Below are 14,001 nucleotides of genomic sequence, written 5' to 3'. Positions count from 1 at the left end.
CTTGTTCAGCCTGCCCCCGGAAAAATGGTTTTGCCACTGACAGCCTTGGGAAAATCAAAATAGCTTAGCTCGGCCATGCCCGCGCCCAAATCCTGCCAATCATTTACAGCAACCTCTAGCAGGGCAACACCGCAGGTAGGAATTTTTTCGACCTGCATCAAGGCGAGGAAATTCACCATATCGGTGATGGCCGGATTATGACAAATCAGGAGAAACCTGTCGGCATCTCTATCCAAAGACCTCAGCCAGCTGAGGATATCCTCGTAATTGAAGGTGTACAGGGCCGTGACTATTTCAAGATTTGCAGCACTCAACCCCAGGCTTGGCATCAACCACTCGGCGGTTTCCGTAGCCCTCACCGCCGGACTGGTGAAAACCCGTTTCAGAGAAACCGGCTGCGCCTGTAACCTGCGCCCCATCTCCGGAGCATTCAGCCTACCACGGCGGTTAAGGGGTCGGTCCAGATCGGATAACATGGTATCTTTCCAACTGGACTTGGCATGACGAACCAATGCGATCGTCTTCATGGCAGTCTCCCGTGAATGCTTGGCCCAAGTTTGCTATCCTTCGCGCGGCTTAAACCTGATGATGTTCATTGCTGATTGATAACGCCAATTCATGACAACCACGTGACAGACTCCATGACCGAAACCATTCTCTATGGCATCAAAAACTGCGATACCGTGAAAAAGGCGCGCCGCTGGCTGGATGAACAGCAGGTCAGCTACCGTTTTCATGACGTCCGTACCGACGGTCTTGATATACAGATGGTTGAACACTGGATCGCCGCCGCCGGCTGGGAAAAGCTATTGAACAAGGCCGGCACCACCTGGCGGAAACTGGAACCGAACGTCAAAGAGCAGGTCTCCGCAGACAACATCGTCCACCTCCTCCTCGAATATCCCGCCATGATCAAGCGCCCGGTACTTGAACACCGGGGTGACATCACAATCGGTTTCAAACCGGATATTTACGCCTCGCGCTTTAACCCGTAATTTTGGAGATTGAATAAAAAATGACCGCACTCTACAGCTTTGGCCTGGGTATCGGCACCCAGAATAATAGTGGCAACTGGCTGGAAGTTTACTACCCCCAGCCCCTGCTAAACCCGGAAGAAAGCACTCTCTTTGCCATCAAGTCTGTACTTGGCTATGAAGGCGGTAATACCGCCATCAACATCACTGCGGAACAGCTGTCAAAACTGGCGGCAGCGCTGAGCACTGCTGGGGCCAGCGACCAGGCTGCTATCGCCCGACAATTGCAACAGAGTGCCAGACCCGTCGTTGCTACGCTGCTGGCTGGTGACGATGCCCCGACCTCTGTACCCGAGGGTTACCTGAAATTGCATCTGCTGTCCCACCGGCTGGTAAAACCCAATACCACAAACTTGACCGGATTGTTCAGCGTGTTACGCAATGTCGCGTGGACCAACGAAGGTGCCATCGATATCGAAGAGTTGCCGACCCGGCAATTGCAGGCACGTCTGGCAGGCTCCTCCCTGTTGGTAGACAGTATAGACAAGTTCCCGAAAATGGTGGACTACGTTGTTCCCGCCGGCGTTCGTATCGCCGATACCGCCAGGGTGCGACTGGGGGCTTACATCGGCGAAGGCACGACCATCATGCATGAGGGCTTTGTAAACTTTAACGCTGGCACCGAAGGGACCAGCATGGTTGAGGGCCGCATATCCCAGGGCGTGTTTGTTAAATCCGGTTCAGACCTGGGTGGTGGCAGTTCTACCATGGGCACACTCTCCGGTGGCGGCAATATCATCATTACGATCGGTCACCAGTGTCTGTTGGGCGCCAATTCCGGTCTGGGCATTCCCCTGGGTGATCGCTGTACTGTGGAAGCGGGACTCTATATCACTGCCGGAACCAAGGTGACTTTACTGGACGACCAGAGTCAGCCGGTGGGACAAACCAAAGCCAGAGAACTGGCTGGCAAGGATGATCTGCTGTTCCGCCGCAACTCCAGCACCGGAGCAGTGGAATGTCTGACCAATAAGTCTACTGTCGAATTGAATGAGGCATTACACGCATCAAATTAGGGTCATTGCCATGCCCACACAGCCCGACCCGGAGCAATCGGGCTGATTTTCCACCTGTCACTTCATTGTCAGGAATCCACGGGCAGGAAATGACTGTAGCTAAGCCGATTCCAGCCCGTTAAACTTGTCATGACCGACCTTGAGTATTATTCAATGACCGCCTTGTCCCCCACCCTTGATCTGGCCTGTGAACTTATCAAACGTCCCTCGGTAACACCAGCAGATGAGGGTTGCCAGCAACTCATGATTGAACGACTGGAAGCAATCGGATTTTGCGTGTCCAGGCTTCCCTTCGGTGACGTGAATAATTTTTGGGCCGTTCGCGGCGACAGTGGCCCAACGCTCTGTTTTGCCGGCCACACTGATGTGGTACCCACCGGCCCCGAGGGAGACTGGCAACATCCACCGTTCTCACCCTGTATCGAAGATGGCATACTCTACGGTCGGGGAGCTGCCGACATGAAGGGCTCTCTCGCCGCGATGATCACAGCAGTTGAAGATTTTGTTGCCGCACAACCGAAGCACCCCGGACAAATCGCTTTCCTGATCACCAGTGATGAAGAAGGTGTGGCCATCAACGGCACAGTAAAAGTCGTTCAATGGCTACTGGATAACCATAGTATTCCCGATTGGTGCCTGGTGGGGGAACCCTCCAGCACCAAACGCGTGGGTGATGTCATTAAAAATGGCCGGCGCGGCTCGCTGGGAGGCGAACTGGTGGTCAAAGGCATCCAAGGTCACGTGGCCTATCCACAGTTGGCGGACAACCCGATTCACAGGGTGGCACCAGCACTGGCGGACCTTGCCGCCGAGTGTTGGGACAACGGCAATCATTTTTTTCCTGCCACCAGTTTTCAGGTGTCCAACATGCATTCCGGTACCGGTGCGACCAATGTAATACCGGGCACTGTACAGGTACTTTTTAACTTCCGTTTTTCAACGGAAGTTACGGTCGAGCAACTGAAGGTTCGGACAGAAACCATCCTCAAACGGCATCGGCTGGACTATGAACTCCAGTGGCACCTCAGCGGGCAGCCCTTCATTACGGAAGAGGGTCCATTGGTAGAGGCTGCAGTGAACAGCATCCGCGAAGTTGCTGGCATCGAGACGAAACTTTCGACCGCAGGAGGCACTTCTGATGGACGCTTCATTGCTCCCCATGGCTGCCAGGTCGTCGAACTCGGTCCAGTGAATGCCACCATCCACAAAGTGAATGAGTGTACCAATATCGATGATCTTGAAGTCCTGCAAAAAATTTATCGGCGTATTCTCGAAAAACTGCTGTTTTGACATCACATTATTTGCCCAGTTATCAATAATATATCCTGCCGCTGTGGCATTCATTTTATTACCGCAATACCTGAAATATCGGCCTGTCTAGTGGATATTCAATACCGGTTTTTGTAGGGTGCCTGTCTACCCAAGGTAAACAGCCCACAAGGATTGAAAATGCCGGATATGAGTAACTTGAGCCACCGCCTGATTGTATTGTTCAGCCTGCTGTTACCTGTCCCGTCACTTGGTGGTGAAATTACCCTGAAAAATGGAGATATTATCCACGGAGAACTTGATTCCATTAACGAGAAGCAGGTTATCTGGAAGTCGGATATATTTGGTCTGGTTAAAATTCCCAAACACGAAGTCCATGAATTCAGCTCTTCTGCCACGATGCCACTGGTCACGAGAGAGAAAGAGACCGTCACCAACTGCTCGCTGAGAATGGATGGGGTTGTTACCGGGCACTGCGATGGGGGCGAACAAACGTCACTACCCTTGATGACACTTATCGTAGCTGAACCGCCAAAGACTTTCACTGGCGACATTCGGTTTGGCTTCAACCGCAAAGACGGTAATACCGATACCGAGGATCTGGATTTCATTGTCAACACACAGTGGCTGCATGATAAATTTAGACAAGAAGTCGACCTGTCGGCCGAGTCGGAGAAAACCGATGGCAATGTAGTTGATGAGCATTATGAAACCAATTATCAGCTGAATTATGATTTTACTGAACGCTGGTTCAGCTACGGTCGCCTGGGTTATACAAAAGATCGTTTCAGTGCCATTGACGAGCAATATCAACTGGGTGGCGGCCTTGGCCGCCGGATCATCCTTGGCAATCAGATGAAATTGAATTTGCAGTTGGGAGCAGCCGTTCTGGTTTCCCACTATAACGAATCGGGCTCAGAAACAGATCTGGCTGGACGCTGGGGAATGCGTATGGATTGGCCGATACCAGGCACAGATATGACGGTGTTTCACGAAAATGAATTGCTCTGGGCTATGAGCGATGTCAACAACAATCAGGCGGAGAGCAGTACCGGCATTAAAATACCCCTGCTTGGCAATCTGTTCAGTGAGTTTCGATACGATTTTGACTATGTAAATCAGCCGAGTGATGGACACAAGCGAGCAGACGAAGAATAGGTCATTTCACTGGGCTATCAGTGGTAGGAAGCACAACGGACTCAGGGCAGTTTCTGCAGTGGGTAAACATCAAACCGGGTTGACTTTCCCTTGAGGGTATAACCCGGTTCAGGGCCGCTCAGAATAGGCGCGTAAGCCGGCCGCTTAACAACCACACGGTAACGCGCCTTTTTGAGCGCCGTCGCCAACAAGTCTCCAGCATCATTATCCAAACCGACAAGCTGATGAAAAGCCTGCATTTCCTTTTTTACTTTGCTGGATTTTTCTCTGGGTGGAAACATGGGATCAAGATAAATGACATCGGGGGACTGTAGACCCGGCAGTGTTTCCAGATAATCAACTGAATCCTGGCAGATCGCCCTGATTCGCTGCAGTATCTCCGCCAGTGCGGGGTCTTTCTCCGCCTCGTCACAAGCCCGGCAAAGCCCATCAGCAAGCAGTTCGTAAATAATCGGATTCCGTTCAATCATGGTCACCTGTGCGCCCAGTGAAGCCAGGATGAAACCATCGCGACCCAGGCCCGCTGTAAGGTCCAGCAACTGTGGCCTGAATCCACTGTGACTGAGGCCGGTAGCTTTAGCGATGTCCTGCCCTTTGCCTCCACCATACAGACGGCGATGACGAGCTGCACCCAGGGCAAATTCGCAGCGAACAGGCCCAGGCGCCTTTGGGCCAAACTGTTGTAGCGATAACCCCCTGTCATCCACAACAATGGCCAGCCGCTCGGGAAGACAACCAACGATGTCCTGTACCCACAAATCAATAGGCAGGAGCGGCAGCGACAACTGTCTCGAAAGCAAACCGGCCCGGTGTTCAAAACCGGGCCGGGGGCAGATAGCCAGAGAGAGCCCGGTATTACTGGATCGGGACAAGCTCGAGTTCTACCCTGCGGTTGGCTTGTCGACCCTCAGTCGTATCATTGCTGGCAACTGGGTAGCGGTAACCATAACCGGTAGTCCACACCCGTCCGCTCAAAATCCCCTGACTCATAAGTAACTGCCCAACACTCGCTGCACGCCGCTCACTCAACGTCTGATTGTATTCTGCACTACCGGTTGAATCCGTGTGTCCTGCAATGCGAATATTGGTTTTATCAAACTCTTTAAGAACGATCGCAACGGACTCCAATGTACTGTAAAACTCCGGACGAACTTCGTAACGATCCACACCGAAAGTAATACTGCTGGGCATGACGAGACGAATGTTGTCACCTTCTCGAACCACTCGGACACCGGTACCTTCCAGTTTTGCACGAAGTGCCGCTTCCTGACGATCCATATAGTAGCCAATACCACCACCAACAGCAGCACCGGCCACAGCGCCGGTTAAAACGCCTTTCTTTCTATCACCACTACTGGAAGTGGCTGCACCGATCAAAGCACCTGAGACAGCGCCGATCCCGGCTCCCTTTGCGGTATTACTTGTTTTCTGCTGTCCGGTATAGGGGTCTGTGGACATACAGGCCGTCAGGGAGATGGCAAGAATGGCTAACAGGATTTTCTTCATGTTCACTTCCTCATTAAAAAATAAAATCTACTGAACCTGGATACCTGAAACAAAAAATTACTATATCCTTACCGACAGAAGAGCCAAAACTTTAAGGTTGATTGGCTTACTTTAATACAAAATGCGGTTGCCAATCCTATGAAAAAGTATGCCCTAATCGTTATTGTGTTCATCAGCACGCTTTTGTGCGGTTGCGAAAAATATATCTTCACTTTTAACGAGCAACCTGTTTTAACAACACCCGAACTGTTCACCGGTTACAGGATTCCGGATCCTGCCCTTGCTGTCTGTGTTGAGCAAGCCATCAAAGACCTCCTTGTGACCAGCGCGAATCAATTGTCCCAACTTAACTGTTCCAATGCGGGTATCACCGATCTTTCCGGTCTTGAAATTTTCACGGGCCTTACCTTTGTCAACCTGGCACAAAACAGGCTCACCACTATAAAACCATTACTCTACCTACCCAAACTGGACAGTATTTCTCTGGAGGGCAATAGCTCACTGGACTGTCTCGACGGAGAGCGCCTCAAAGAACAAATTGAGGGCCAGACAAAACTCCCTAAGCATTGCTAACTTCAAACGAATGACAGCCCGATCAGTTGACAATAACGGCCAGATAGTTACACAAAGTTACCCACAAATTCTGTGGATAACTTTGTGTACTACTTTCGTAAAACTTGGGCAAGTCCACGCAAATCGGGGCACCCGAACAAAATGACTATTTTTTAACCACAATATAAAATACTTAAAAATCATGGAGTTAGTTATTTAAAAAAATTAAATCAATAACTTACGACGAATTTCCAACATTTAATTAAGGTTATCAATGTAATTGTGGACAATATAAAACTGATAGATAGTACTTTTGGGTGACCGACTGGAGTTTTCACATTGTAGAATGAATGATGCGCAGCCAGTATGGAAATGGTTATTGGAGAATAACTCGCATCAAGGCTCAGGATAGCTGCAACCAGTCAACGCCATCATCCTGACAGGCATAGTGAACAGAACCGGGGTGGGATGACAGATTACCCATCATTGCTTGCACCGCTTCCAGAGAGTTATTCTGCTCACTGATGTGACCCAGCACCAGCTGTTGTAACTGGCTGGTCTGGATATTTTTCAGAAAATCGTATGATTGGTGGTTATTTAAGTGTCCCCAGGCACCCGCAATGCGCCGCTTTAATGATGGCGGGTAAGCCCCATTAGCCAGCATAGTGATATCGTGATTGCATTCCAGGAACAGTCCGTCACACCGGTTAAAACGTTGAATCACATGCGCCGTGATGCTTCCCAGATCCGTAAGCACCCCCAGAGACAGGTTATCGCTGTCCCTGACAACGTATTGTACCGGCTCTCTTGCATCATGAGGCACAGCCACAGGCGTGACAGCAAGATCACCGATAACGAATTCTGACTGACTGTCTATCAGATTGAGGTGGATACCGGTTAAAGGAGTAGATGATAAAGCCCGATGAGTGCCAGCGGTCATGTAAACCGCCAAATCATGCTTCCTTGCCAGTGGAATGACACCTCTAATGTGATCTGAATGCTCATGGGTCACCAGAATTGCGTTGAGCCTGGAAGGATGGATACCCAACCGTTCAAGTCGCCTCTCTGTTTCCTTGATCGAAAATCCGCAATCAATCAGTACCCGGGTTGAGCCGACATCGACAACAGTGGCATTGCCTCTGCTGCCACTCCCCAATGAAGCAAACCGCATAATCAGCTCAGATTGCCGCGTATGACCTTGAGCAATTTAATGGCAAGCGAGCGTTCCAGCCTCTCCCGGCTCTTGTTCGCTATCCGGACTTCCACTGATTGCTCGTTGCGAACCAACTCCACCTGATACTCTACAGGCGGAGCTTGTTCTACTTTATTGCCCAGATTGAGCACCCACTCTTTCAGTGTTTGCCCTTGCTCTTCAACCACAATTTCCTGGAACTCAACCTGAAACCTGCCCGCTGAACGGTCCTGGTCGAGGATAGTGTAACCACCACGTGAGAGTGAGTTCACCAAAGATGTCCAGGCTCGCTCATAACCCAGGGTCATCATGATGTAAGGATCAGCATCCGCCGTTGACACCACTTCAACCTGTTCCTGACCACCAATGGTCTGGGCAAGCAGCGAAACGCTGCCACTGTTGATATCGCTTGCCAGAGAATTGAAAACAATTTCAACAAATTCCAGTTCACGAGAATCGTCCATTGACTTTTCTGGCCAGGAACCTGCATCACCTTCTTTGCCTATAGGTGCGGACATCTGCAGCAAGCTGACTTCCGTACTGTTGACACCGATCCCGGGGACTATCTTGAAGCGAAAACGATGGCTTAGGCGCTCGTCATCCTTAAACTGCAACCAGCCGGTTTCAATGATGCCACTACTGGCATCTACCCGTGTCGTTGGAACACTACTGCGTGACAGGATATTTCTGATTCTCGGCCAGACTTCCTCTGCAGGCTTGTTAATGGCTATCCACCGGTCACCTGAGAATGCCTCTATTTTTACCGTTTCTTCGAACACATTTTCAGAAAGCGGTTGAGGCCGGGGGACAACGAAATATTCTGAACTGGCCCCGGCATCCGGAACCGGCGGGATATCATAAAGTTGACCGATGGCACCCGAGCTTTTTCCCTCGGGAACAACCATGGGCGGGACTTCCTCTGAAAGTAGGTAATCATTACTTTTGTCGCGAACAAGATTATTCCCACAACCAGCCATTGCCAGTAACGTTAAAATCACTGATGCCTTTGTCAGTGTCGCCTTCATTCAGTGAACTCCGAATTTATGTTTGGTACACCACTCAACAGGCCAGCCTGCTCAAGTGCCTTGGTCACTTTCAAGTGATAAGCGGCAGACAGCTCGGTTAGCGGTAGACGTATGGCATGTTGCATTAAACCCATTTCGGCGACAGCCCACTTGACCGGAATGGGGTTGGATTCAACAAACATCGCTTCATGAACAGGCATCAATCGTCTGTTGATTTCTTGCGCTGGCTTAACCTCGCCGGCAAGTGCCAAGCGGCACATCTCTGCCATTAATCTCGGAGCGACGTTAGCGGTGACGGAGATATCGCCATGGCCACCTCTCAGGATCAATTCCAAGGCAGTAAAATCATCGCCAGAATAAATGGCAAAACCCTCGGGGCAGATACTGATCAGCTGCCCGACACGATTGAGGTCACCGTTGGCTTCCTTAATGCCAACAATATTAGGGATTTCAGCAAGCCTGGCCACGGTTTCTGGCAGCATATCACAGGCGGTACGGCCGGGCACGTTGTAGAGAATCTGGGGGATATCCACAGCCTCAGCGATCGCTTTGTGATGGAGATAGAGACCTTCCTGTGTAGGCTTGTTGTAATAGGGAGTTACCAGCAGACAGGCATCTGCACCGATCTGTTGCGCGCGATGCGTCCACTCTATAGCTTCTCTGGTAGAGTTTGCACCCGTGCCGGCAATAACGGGAACCCGACCATCGGCATCCTCGACAATCGCAGCGATGGTCGCCATATGCTCTTGCACATCGAGGGTGGGTGACTCACCGGTGGTCCCCACGGCCACAATCGCATTCGTACCCTGTGCGATATGCCACTCCACCAAGCGTTTCAGGCAATCCCAATCTACTTCCTGATTGTCGCGAAACATGGGGGTAACCAGAGCAACAATACTGCCGGTAATCATCGGAGGAGCCTCTAAATAGCCAGAAAAAATCGAACGCGTAATGGTACTGACCAGCAACCTATGGCACAAGCATTAAGAAAATAATTAGGCACTGGCTGACGCCATGGTTAATGACAAGAGGCAGTAAAGATGGCCTTCGTCAGTCAGGTAACCTATATGCCGGGCCATAGAGCATTGCATGGATCCCTGTTCCGGCCATACATGAGGTTTCAGCAACAAGAGTTGCTTAGAGCTTAGTGCTAACAGGCGACTACTTGTTCTTTGGATAGGGTCTTGGTTCGCCGGGAGGGCGGGTTTTAAAACGTCGGTGAATCCACATGTACTGATCCGGCTGCTCAAGTATCATCCTCTCAACCTGCCGGTTAACTGTTTCTGCATCGGCCAGATCATCCCCTGTCGGGAAATCCGGCAATGGCGGGTGTACCGTAATCCTGTACCCCTGACTACCCGGCAATCTCACTTGGGTAAAAGGCAGGACAACAGCATTGCCAGTTTTGGCAAAACGGGCGGTGGCCGTGACAGTGGCTGCCGGAACACCAAAGAATCTGGCAAAAACACTCTGCCTGCGCCCATAATCCTGATCGGGTGCGTACCAGATGATCCTGCCCTGGCGAAGTGCCTTGAACATACCGCGAATGTCTTCCCGCGGGTAGACCACTCCGAACGGATCCCGCACCCGACGCCCTTTGCTTTGCACATAGTCATAAACAGGATTTTTATGAGGGCGGTACATGCCATCAATCGAATGTCTCGCAGACAGGGCAGACGCACCGATTTCAAGCGTGGTAAAGTGAATGGCCATCAGTAGTGCACCCCTACCCTGCAGGCTCCCGATATTTTCCAGACCCTCAAAGGTGATCAACTTATTGAGTCGTTGTGTGGGCCACCACCAGGCCATGCCAATTTCAAAAAAGGCAATGCCATAACTGATGAAATTATCCCGCAGCAGCTTCTGGCGCTGTGATTCTTCCATTTCGGGGAAGCACCATCGCAGGTTAATATCTGCAACTTCTCGACGATAGCGGCTGCGCCAGAACATTATCCTGCCAACAACACCACCTAACCAAAGCAGTACTGGATAGGGAAACATCACCAGCAAACGCCAGCAGCCCAGGCTGAACCAGGTCAGCCAATAGCGGGGATGGAGGTAACTCCATTTGAAGTCGTGGTTGTCATTCATGCCGATTACTGATTGTGCAGGGGCGGCCTATTATAAGGACGTTGACAGGTAAAACCACGCGCGGGACTGGTTGAAATTGAATACACTAGATTCTGAAACGAGAATCGAGCTGATCAACCAGCTCGGCCCAATCGGAATCCTCAAAGATCGCCTCCTCCAGAAACACCCTCTGGGCTTCATTCCAGAATGGTGCTTCAGCCAATCTGGTCTCCGGTGGCAATGCTTGGTGTAGGGCAATAAAAAGCTCTATAGCCGCTGCAGTGGATGGCAACCCCAGCTGATCGAATAATGTAGACAACGTGCGAATACTGGTATCCATACATGTCTTATAGGTGCTGTTGCAGCGATTGGCAATCTAAAATTCATTTCCATCTGAAACCGCTATGGCAAAGCGCGCTGACAGCACTTATCCATTAGCTGAGAGGCTGTGATAAAAGCCTGGCAACAGTCCGCCCGCCAATAAGGGGCCGGATCCTCAGCACGCTGTTCGGCTTAAAATCCAGCACCTGCAGAACACATTCACCACAATCGCTCCAACTCTCATCAAAGCTCAGATCAAGCCTCTGATGGGTACCACCGGATCGACATCGGCCTCGTAATCCACGCTATCAATATCAAAGCCAAACAGCTTGAGAAACTCGTGTTTGTAACCTCTGATGTCGGTCAGTTCAGCCATATTTTCATTCGTGACTTTCAGCCAGTCCTCACTGACCCGCTGCTGAATTTCCGGACGGAGCTCCAGCTCGTCCACCCGAACTCGTCCCTCGCTGTCCATACGTGGGGAATCGCTGTAGAGGCACTCGGTATAGAGACGATACAGCTGCTCAATGCAACCTTCGTGACTACCATCCTCTTTCATGGCCTTGAAAAGTAGCGCCAGATAGAGCGGCATGATCGGTATCGCGGAGCTGGCCTGTGTCACCACCGCCTTGAGCACCGCTACCCGGGCGTCACCGCCAACAGCCGCCAACTTTTCACGAATCTCGACAACCTTTTTGTCCAGATCTTTTTTAGCCTGCCCGATCGTGCCATGCCAATACAGGTCCCATGTGACTTTTTCACCTACATAGGTAAATGCTGCCGTTTTGGCACCGGCTGCCAGCACATCGGCTTCGATCAGTGCATCCACCCACATCCGCCAATCTTCTCCGCCCATGACCGCTACCGTGTTGGCAATCTCCTGTTCAGTGGCCGCGTCCAATGAAAACTCCTGAACTTCCTCTTTATCCGTATTGATACCGCGCAGCGTTACATTCTTCCCGATAGGTTTAAGGGTTGAATTGAACACCTCCCCTGTCTTCGGATGCTGTCGCCGAGGGGATGCAAGACTGTAGATCACCAAATCCACTTGCCCCAGGTCAGCCTTGATCGTGTCAATGGTCTTTTGCTTTATCTCATCGGAGAACGCGTCTCCATTGATACTTTTGGCGTAAATACCCGCCCCGTCGGCAAACTTGTGAAAGGCTGCCGAGTTATACCAACCTGCTGTGGCAGGTTTGTTTTCCACACCTTCCTTCTCAAAGAAAATACCAAGTGTCGAGGCCCCACAACCAAATGCTGCCGTGATACGGGCAGCCAGGCCATATCCTGTCGAAGCTCCTATCACCAGTACACGCTTGGGGCCATCTACCGGTCCCTGACGTTTAATGTAATCAATCTGTTCTTTGACATTTGCCTCACAGCCAACTGGATGACTGGTAATACACATAAAACCGCGAACTCTCGGTTTGACAATCATTGCCTATCTCCACAGGAACCCCGGGGGGAGTCAGTTAAAATACCGCCGCAATGATAACCTGAAGGTTGCAACGCTCCAAGAAACCGTCCGGAATACATGTCAAAGGAATTGCCCCACTGGTACTATCCCGTTAAATTACTTTTTCAAACCCGTTTGTACCGGAGATCACTGGTTATGACCTACTATGAAGAGCTTGCAAAACTGGTCTTGCGTATCGCTGTAGGGCTGCTCGTCTTATTGCACGGTATTGCCAAGATACTGAATCCGGATTCTTTAGGCTTCATCGGTGGCAAGCTGGCAGAATTCGGGATTCCTGCAGAAATTGCCTATGCCATTTATCTTGGCGAAGTGCTGGGACCGCTGATGATTGTTTTTGGGTATTTCGCCAGGGCCGGTGCTCTGCTGGTGATTGGCAATATGATTGCGGCGATCCTGCTAGTCCATGCCGGCGAGCTTTTCCAGCTGACCAAAAACGGTGGCTGGGCGCTGGAATTACAGGGTCTTTATCTTGTAACGGCACTGGTTATTGCACTTCAAGGTAGTGGCAAATATGCCATTCGCCCGGACTAAACCTGATATCGCAAGAAAAAATCTCCCCTGTAACTGATAGCTTCCCGTCTGCTAGAATCCGTTGCTTGAAGAGAGTCGACCAACTTAAACAAAGATATTCAAACCCTACAAATAACCATACCTGCCCGCTGACAGGATCTATCACCATGAAACTTGCCGACAAAGTTCTCGCAGTCAACAATGACCTCCCGATCCGCACCGATGCGCCAGTCCACAACGGCAAGGTACGCTCTGTCTACTGGCTTACAAGAGAAGACAGCCTAAGACTGATAGAGCAACAGGGTTACGATGTAGCACCCGATGCACCACTTGCCATCATGGTGATCAGTGACCGTATTTCTGCATTTGATTGCATCTGGCACGGTGAAGGCGGTATGCATGGGGTTCCCGGCAAGGGAGCGGCGTTAAATGCGATTTCGAATCACTGGTTTCGGTTGTTCCGGGAGAACGGGCTGGCAGACAGCCACATTCTGGACATCCCCCACCCTCTGGTCTGGATTGTTCAGAAAGCATCCCCGGTAATGATTGAGGCTATCTGTCGGCAATTTATCACCGGCTCCATGTGGCGTGCCTACTCCAAAGGAGAAAGGGAGTTTTGTGGCATCCAGTTGCCGGACAACCTGAAAAAAGACCAGAAGCTTTCTGAATTACTGATCACGCCATCAACCAAAGGCATACTGACAGGGCTACCGGGTATCCCCGAAGCAGATGACGTGAACATCACCCGAGCGGATATTGAAAAAAACTACACCGCTTTCAATTTTCGCAATCTTGACGACATCGATTTGTACGAAAATCTGTTGCGGGAAGGCTTTGATGTTATCAGCCGTGAATTGGCGGCAATCGATCA

At 50.8% G+C, this 14,001-nt stretch carries 16 protein-coding genes; 7 read left to right on the top strand and 9 right to left on the bottom strand.

Features of this window, described 5'->3' with window-relative positions; all coding sequences use genetic code 11:
* Nucleotides 1-5: 5 nt before the first annotated feature.
* Nucleotides 6-527 (bottom strand): SixA phosphatase family protein, encoded by a 522-nt coding sequence (locus ACTF5G_RS05605; protein ID WP_438951837.1) that lies wholly within the window; start codon nucleotides 525-527, stop codon nucleotides 6-8.
* A gap of 102 nt (nucleotides 528-629) precedes the next feature.
* Between ACTF5G_RS05605 and ACTF5G_RS05600 the strand changes: the two genes are divergently transcribed.
* The 4 genes from ACTF5G_RS05600 (at nucleotide 630) to ACTF5G_RS05585 (ending at nucleotide 4,477) form a co-directional block, all read left to right on the top strand.
* Entirely contained in the window at nucleotides 630-995 is a 366-nt protein-coding gene (locus ACTF5G_RS05600) for an ArsC family reductase (protein ID WP_438951836.1), read from the top strand.
* A 20-nt stretch (nucleotides 996-1,015) separates the two neighbouring features.
* Entirely contained in the window at nucleotides 1,016-2,050 is a 1,035-nt protein-coding gene (gene dapD / locus ACTF5G_RS05595; RefSeq protein WP_438951835.1) for a 2,3,4,5-tetrahydropyridine-2,6-dicarboxylate N-succinyltransferase, read from the top strand.
* A 162-nt stretch (nucleotides 2,051-2,212) separates the two neighbouring features.
* Nucleotides 2,213-3,340 carry a succinyl-diaminopimelate desuccinylase gene (dapE, locus tag ACTF5G_RS05590; protein WP_438951854.1) on the top strand — a complete coding sequence of 376 codons (1,128 nt, stop codon included), beginning with the start codon at nucleotides 2,213-2,215 and terminating at the stop codon, nucleotides 3,338-3,340.
* A 168-nt stretch (nucleotides 3,341-3,508) separates the two neighbouring features.
* On the top strand, nucleotides 3,509-4,477 hold the full coding sequence (locus tag ACTF5G_RS05585) for a DUF481 domain-containing protein (protein ID WP_438951834.1): 969 nt from the start codon (nucleotides 3,509-3,511) through the stop codon (nucleotides 4,475-4,477).
* A 41-nt stretch (nucleotides 4,478-4,518) separates the two neighbouring features.
* On the opposite strand, the gene ACTF5G_RS05580 is transcribed toward ACTF5G_RS05585, so the two are convergent.
* Both ACTF5G_RS05580 and ACTF5G_RS05575 read right to left on the bottom strand, forming a co-directional pair.
* The gene (locus ACTF5G_RS05580) at nucleotides 4,519-5,349 is read right to left on the bottom strand and encodes a class I SAM-dependent methyltransferase (protein WP_438951833.1); all 831 of its coding nucleotides are present in this window, start codon (nucleotides 5,347-5,349) and stop codon (nucleotides 4,519-4,521) included.
* Nucleotides 5,333-5,983, bottom strand: coding sequence for an OmpA family protein (locus ACTF5G_RS05575; RefSeq protein WP_438951832.1), 651 nt, complete (start codon nucleotides 5,981-5,983; stop codon nucleotides 5,333-5,335). Before ACTF5G_RS05575 ends, ACTF5G_RS05580 begins: the two co-directional genes overlap by 17 nt.
* A 138-nt stretch (nucleotides 5,984-6,121) precedes the next feature.
* Here ACTF5G_RS05575 and ACTF5G_RS05570 point away from each other — a divergent pair, with 138 nt between their 5' ends.
* Nucleotides 6,122-6,556, top strand: a complete 435-nt coding sequence (locus tag ACTF5G_RS05570) for a hypothetical protein (protein ID WP_438951831.1) — start codon at nucleotides 6,122-6,124, stop codon at nucleotides 6,554-6,556.
* A gap of 382 nt (nucleotides 6,557-6,938) precedes the next feature.
* Here ACTF5G_RS05570 and ACTF5G_RS05565 read toward each other — a convergent pair whose 3' ends face one another.
* The 6 genes from ACTF5G_RS05565 to fabV all read right to left on the bottom strand — a co-directional run bounded on the left by ACTF5G_RS05565 (nucleotide 6,939) and on the right by fabV (nucleotide 12,581).
* Nucleotides 6,939-7,706, bottom strand: a complete 768-nt coding sequence (locus tag ACTF5G_RS05565) for an MBL fold metallo-hydrolase (RefSeq protein WP_438951830.1) — start codon at nucleotides 7,704-7,706, stop codon at nucleotides 6,939-6,941.
* Nucleotides 7,707-7,708: 2 nt separating this feature from the next.
* Nucleotides 7,709-8,752, bottom strand: a complete 1,044-nt coding sequence (bamC, locus tag ACTF5G_RS05560) for an outer membrane protein assembly factor BamC (protein ID WP_438951829.1) — start codon at nucleotides 8,750-8,752, stop codon at nucleotides 7,709-7,711.
* Complete coding sequence (gene dapA / locus ACTF5G_RS05555) at nucleotides 8,749-9,663, bottom strand: 4-hydroxy-tetrahydrodipicolinate synthase (protein ID WP_438951828.1); 915 nt, start codon at nucleotides 9,661-9,663, stop codon at nucleotides 8,749-8,751. Before dapA ends, bamC begins: the two co-directional genes overlap by 4 nt.
* A 250-nt stretch (nucleotides 9,664-9,913) precedes the next feature.
* On the bottom strand, nucleotides 9,914-10,843 hold the full coding sequence (gene lpxL / locus ACTF5G_RS05550; protein ID WP_438951827.1) for an LpxL/LpxP family Kdo(2)-lipid IV(A) lauroyl/palmitoleoyl acyltransferase: 930 nt from the start codon (nucleotides 10,841-10,843) through the stop codon (nucleotides 9,914-9,916).
* 85 nt (nucleotides 10,844-10,928) lie between these two features.
* Complete coding sequence (locus ACTF5G_RS05545; protein ID WP_438951826.1) at nucleotides 10,929-11,162, bottom strand: DUF2789 domain-containing protein; 234 nt, start codon at nucleotides 11,160-11,162, stop codon at nucleotides 10,929-10,931.
* Nucleotides 11,163-11,393: 231 nt separating this feature from the next.
* Nucleotides 11,394-12,581: an enoyl-ACP reductase FabV gene (fabV, locus tag ACTF5G_RS05540; protein ID WP_438951825.1), complete on the bottom strand. Its 1,188-nt coding sequence runs from the start codon at nucleotides 12,579-12,581 to the stop codon at nucleotides 11,394-11,396.
* A 174-nt stretch (nucleotides 12,582-12,755) separates the two neighbouring features.
* Here fabV and ACTF5G_RS05535 point away from each other — a divergent pair, with 174 nt between their 5' ends.
* A complete protein-coding gene (locus tag ACTF5G_RS05535; protein WP_438951824.1) occupies nucleotides 12,756-13,151 on the top strand; it encodes a DoxX family protein in 396 nt (131 codons plus the stop codon).
* Between the two features lie 146 nt (nucleotides 13,152-13,297).
* The coding region (purC, locus tag ACTF5G_RS05530) for a phosphoribosylaminoimidazolesuccinocarboxamide synthase (protein ID WP_438951823.1) at nucleotides 13,298-14,001 on the top strand (704 nt) is incomplete at its 3' end.

Source organism: Porticoccus sp. (genome assembly GCF_965660005.1).
Classification (GTDB): domain Bacteria; phylum Pseudomonadota; class Gammaproteobacteria; order Pseudomonadales; family Porticoccaceae; genus Porticoccus.
Note: the sequence above shows the minus strand (reverse complement) of the source record. Positions and strands in the feature narration are given on the sequence as shown.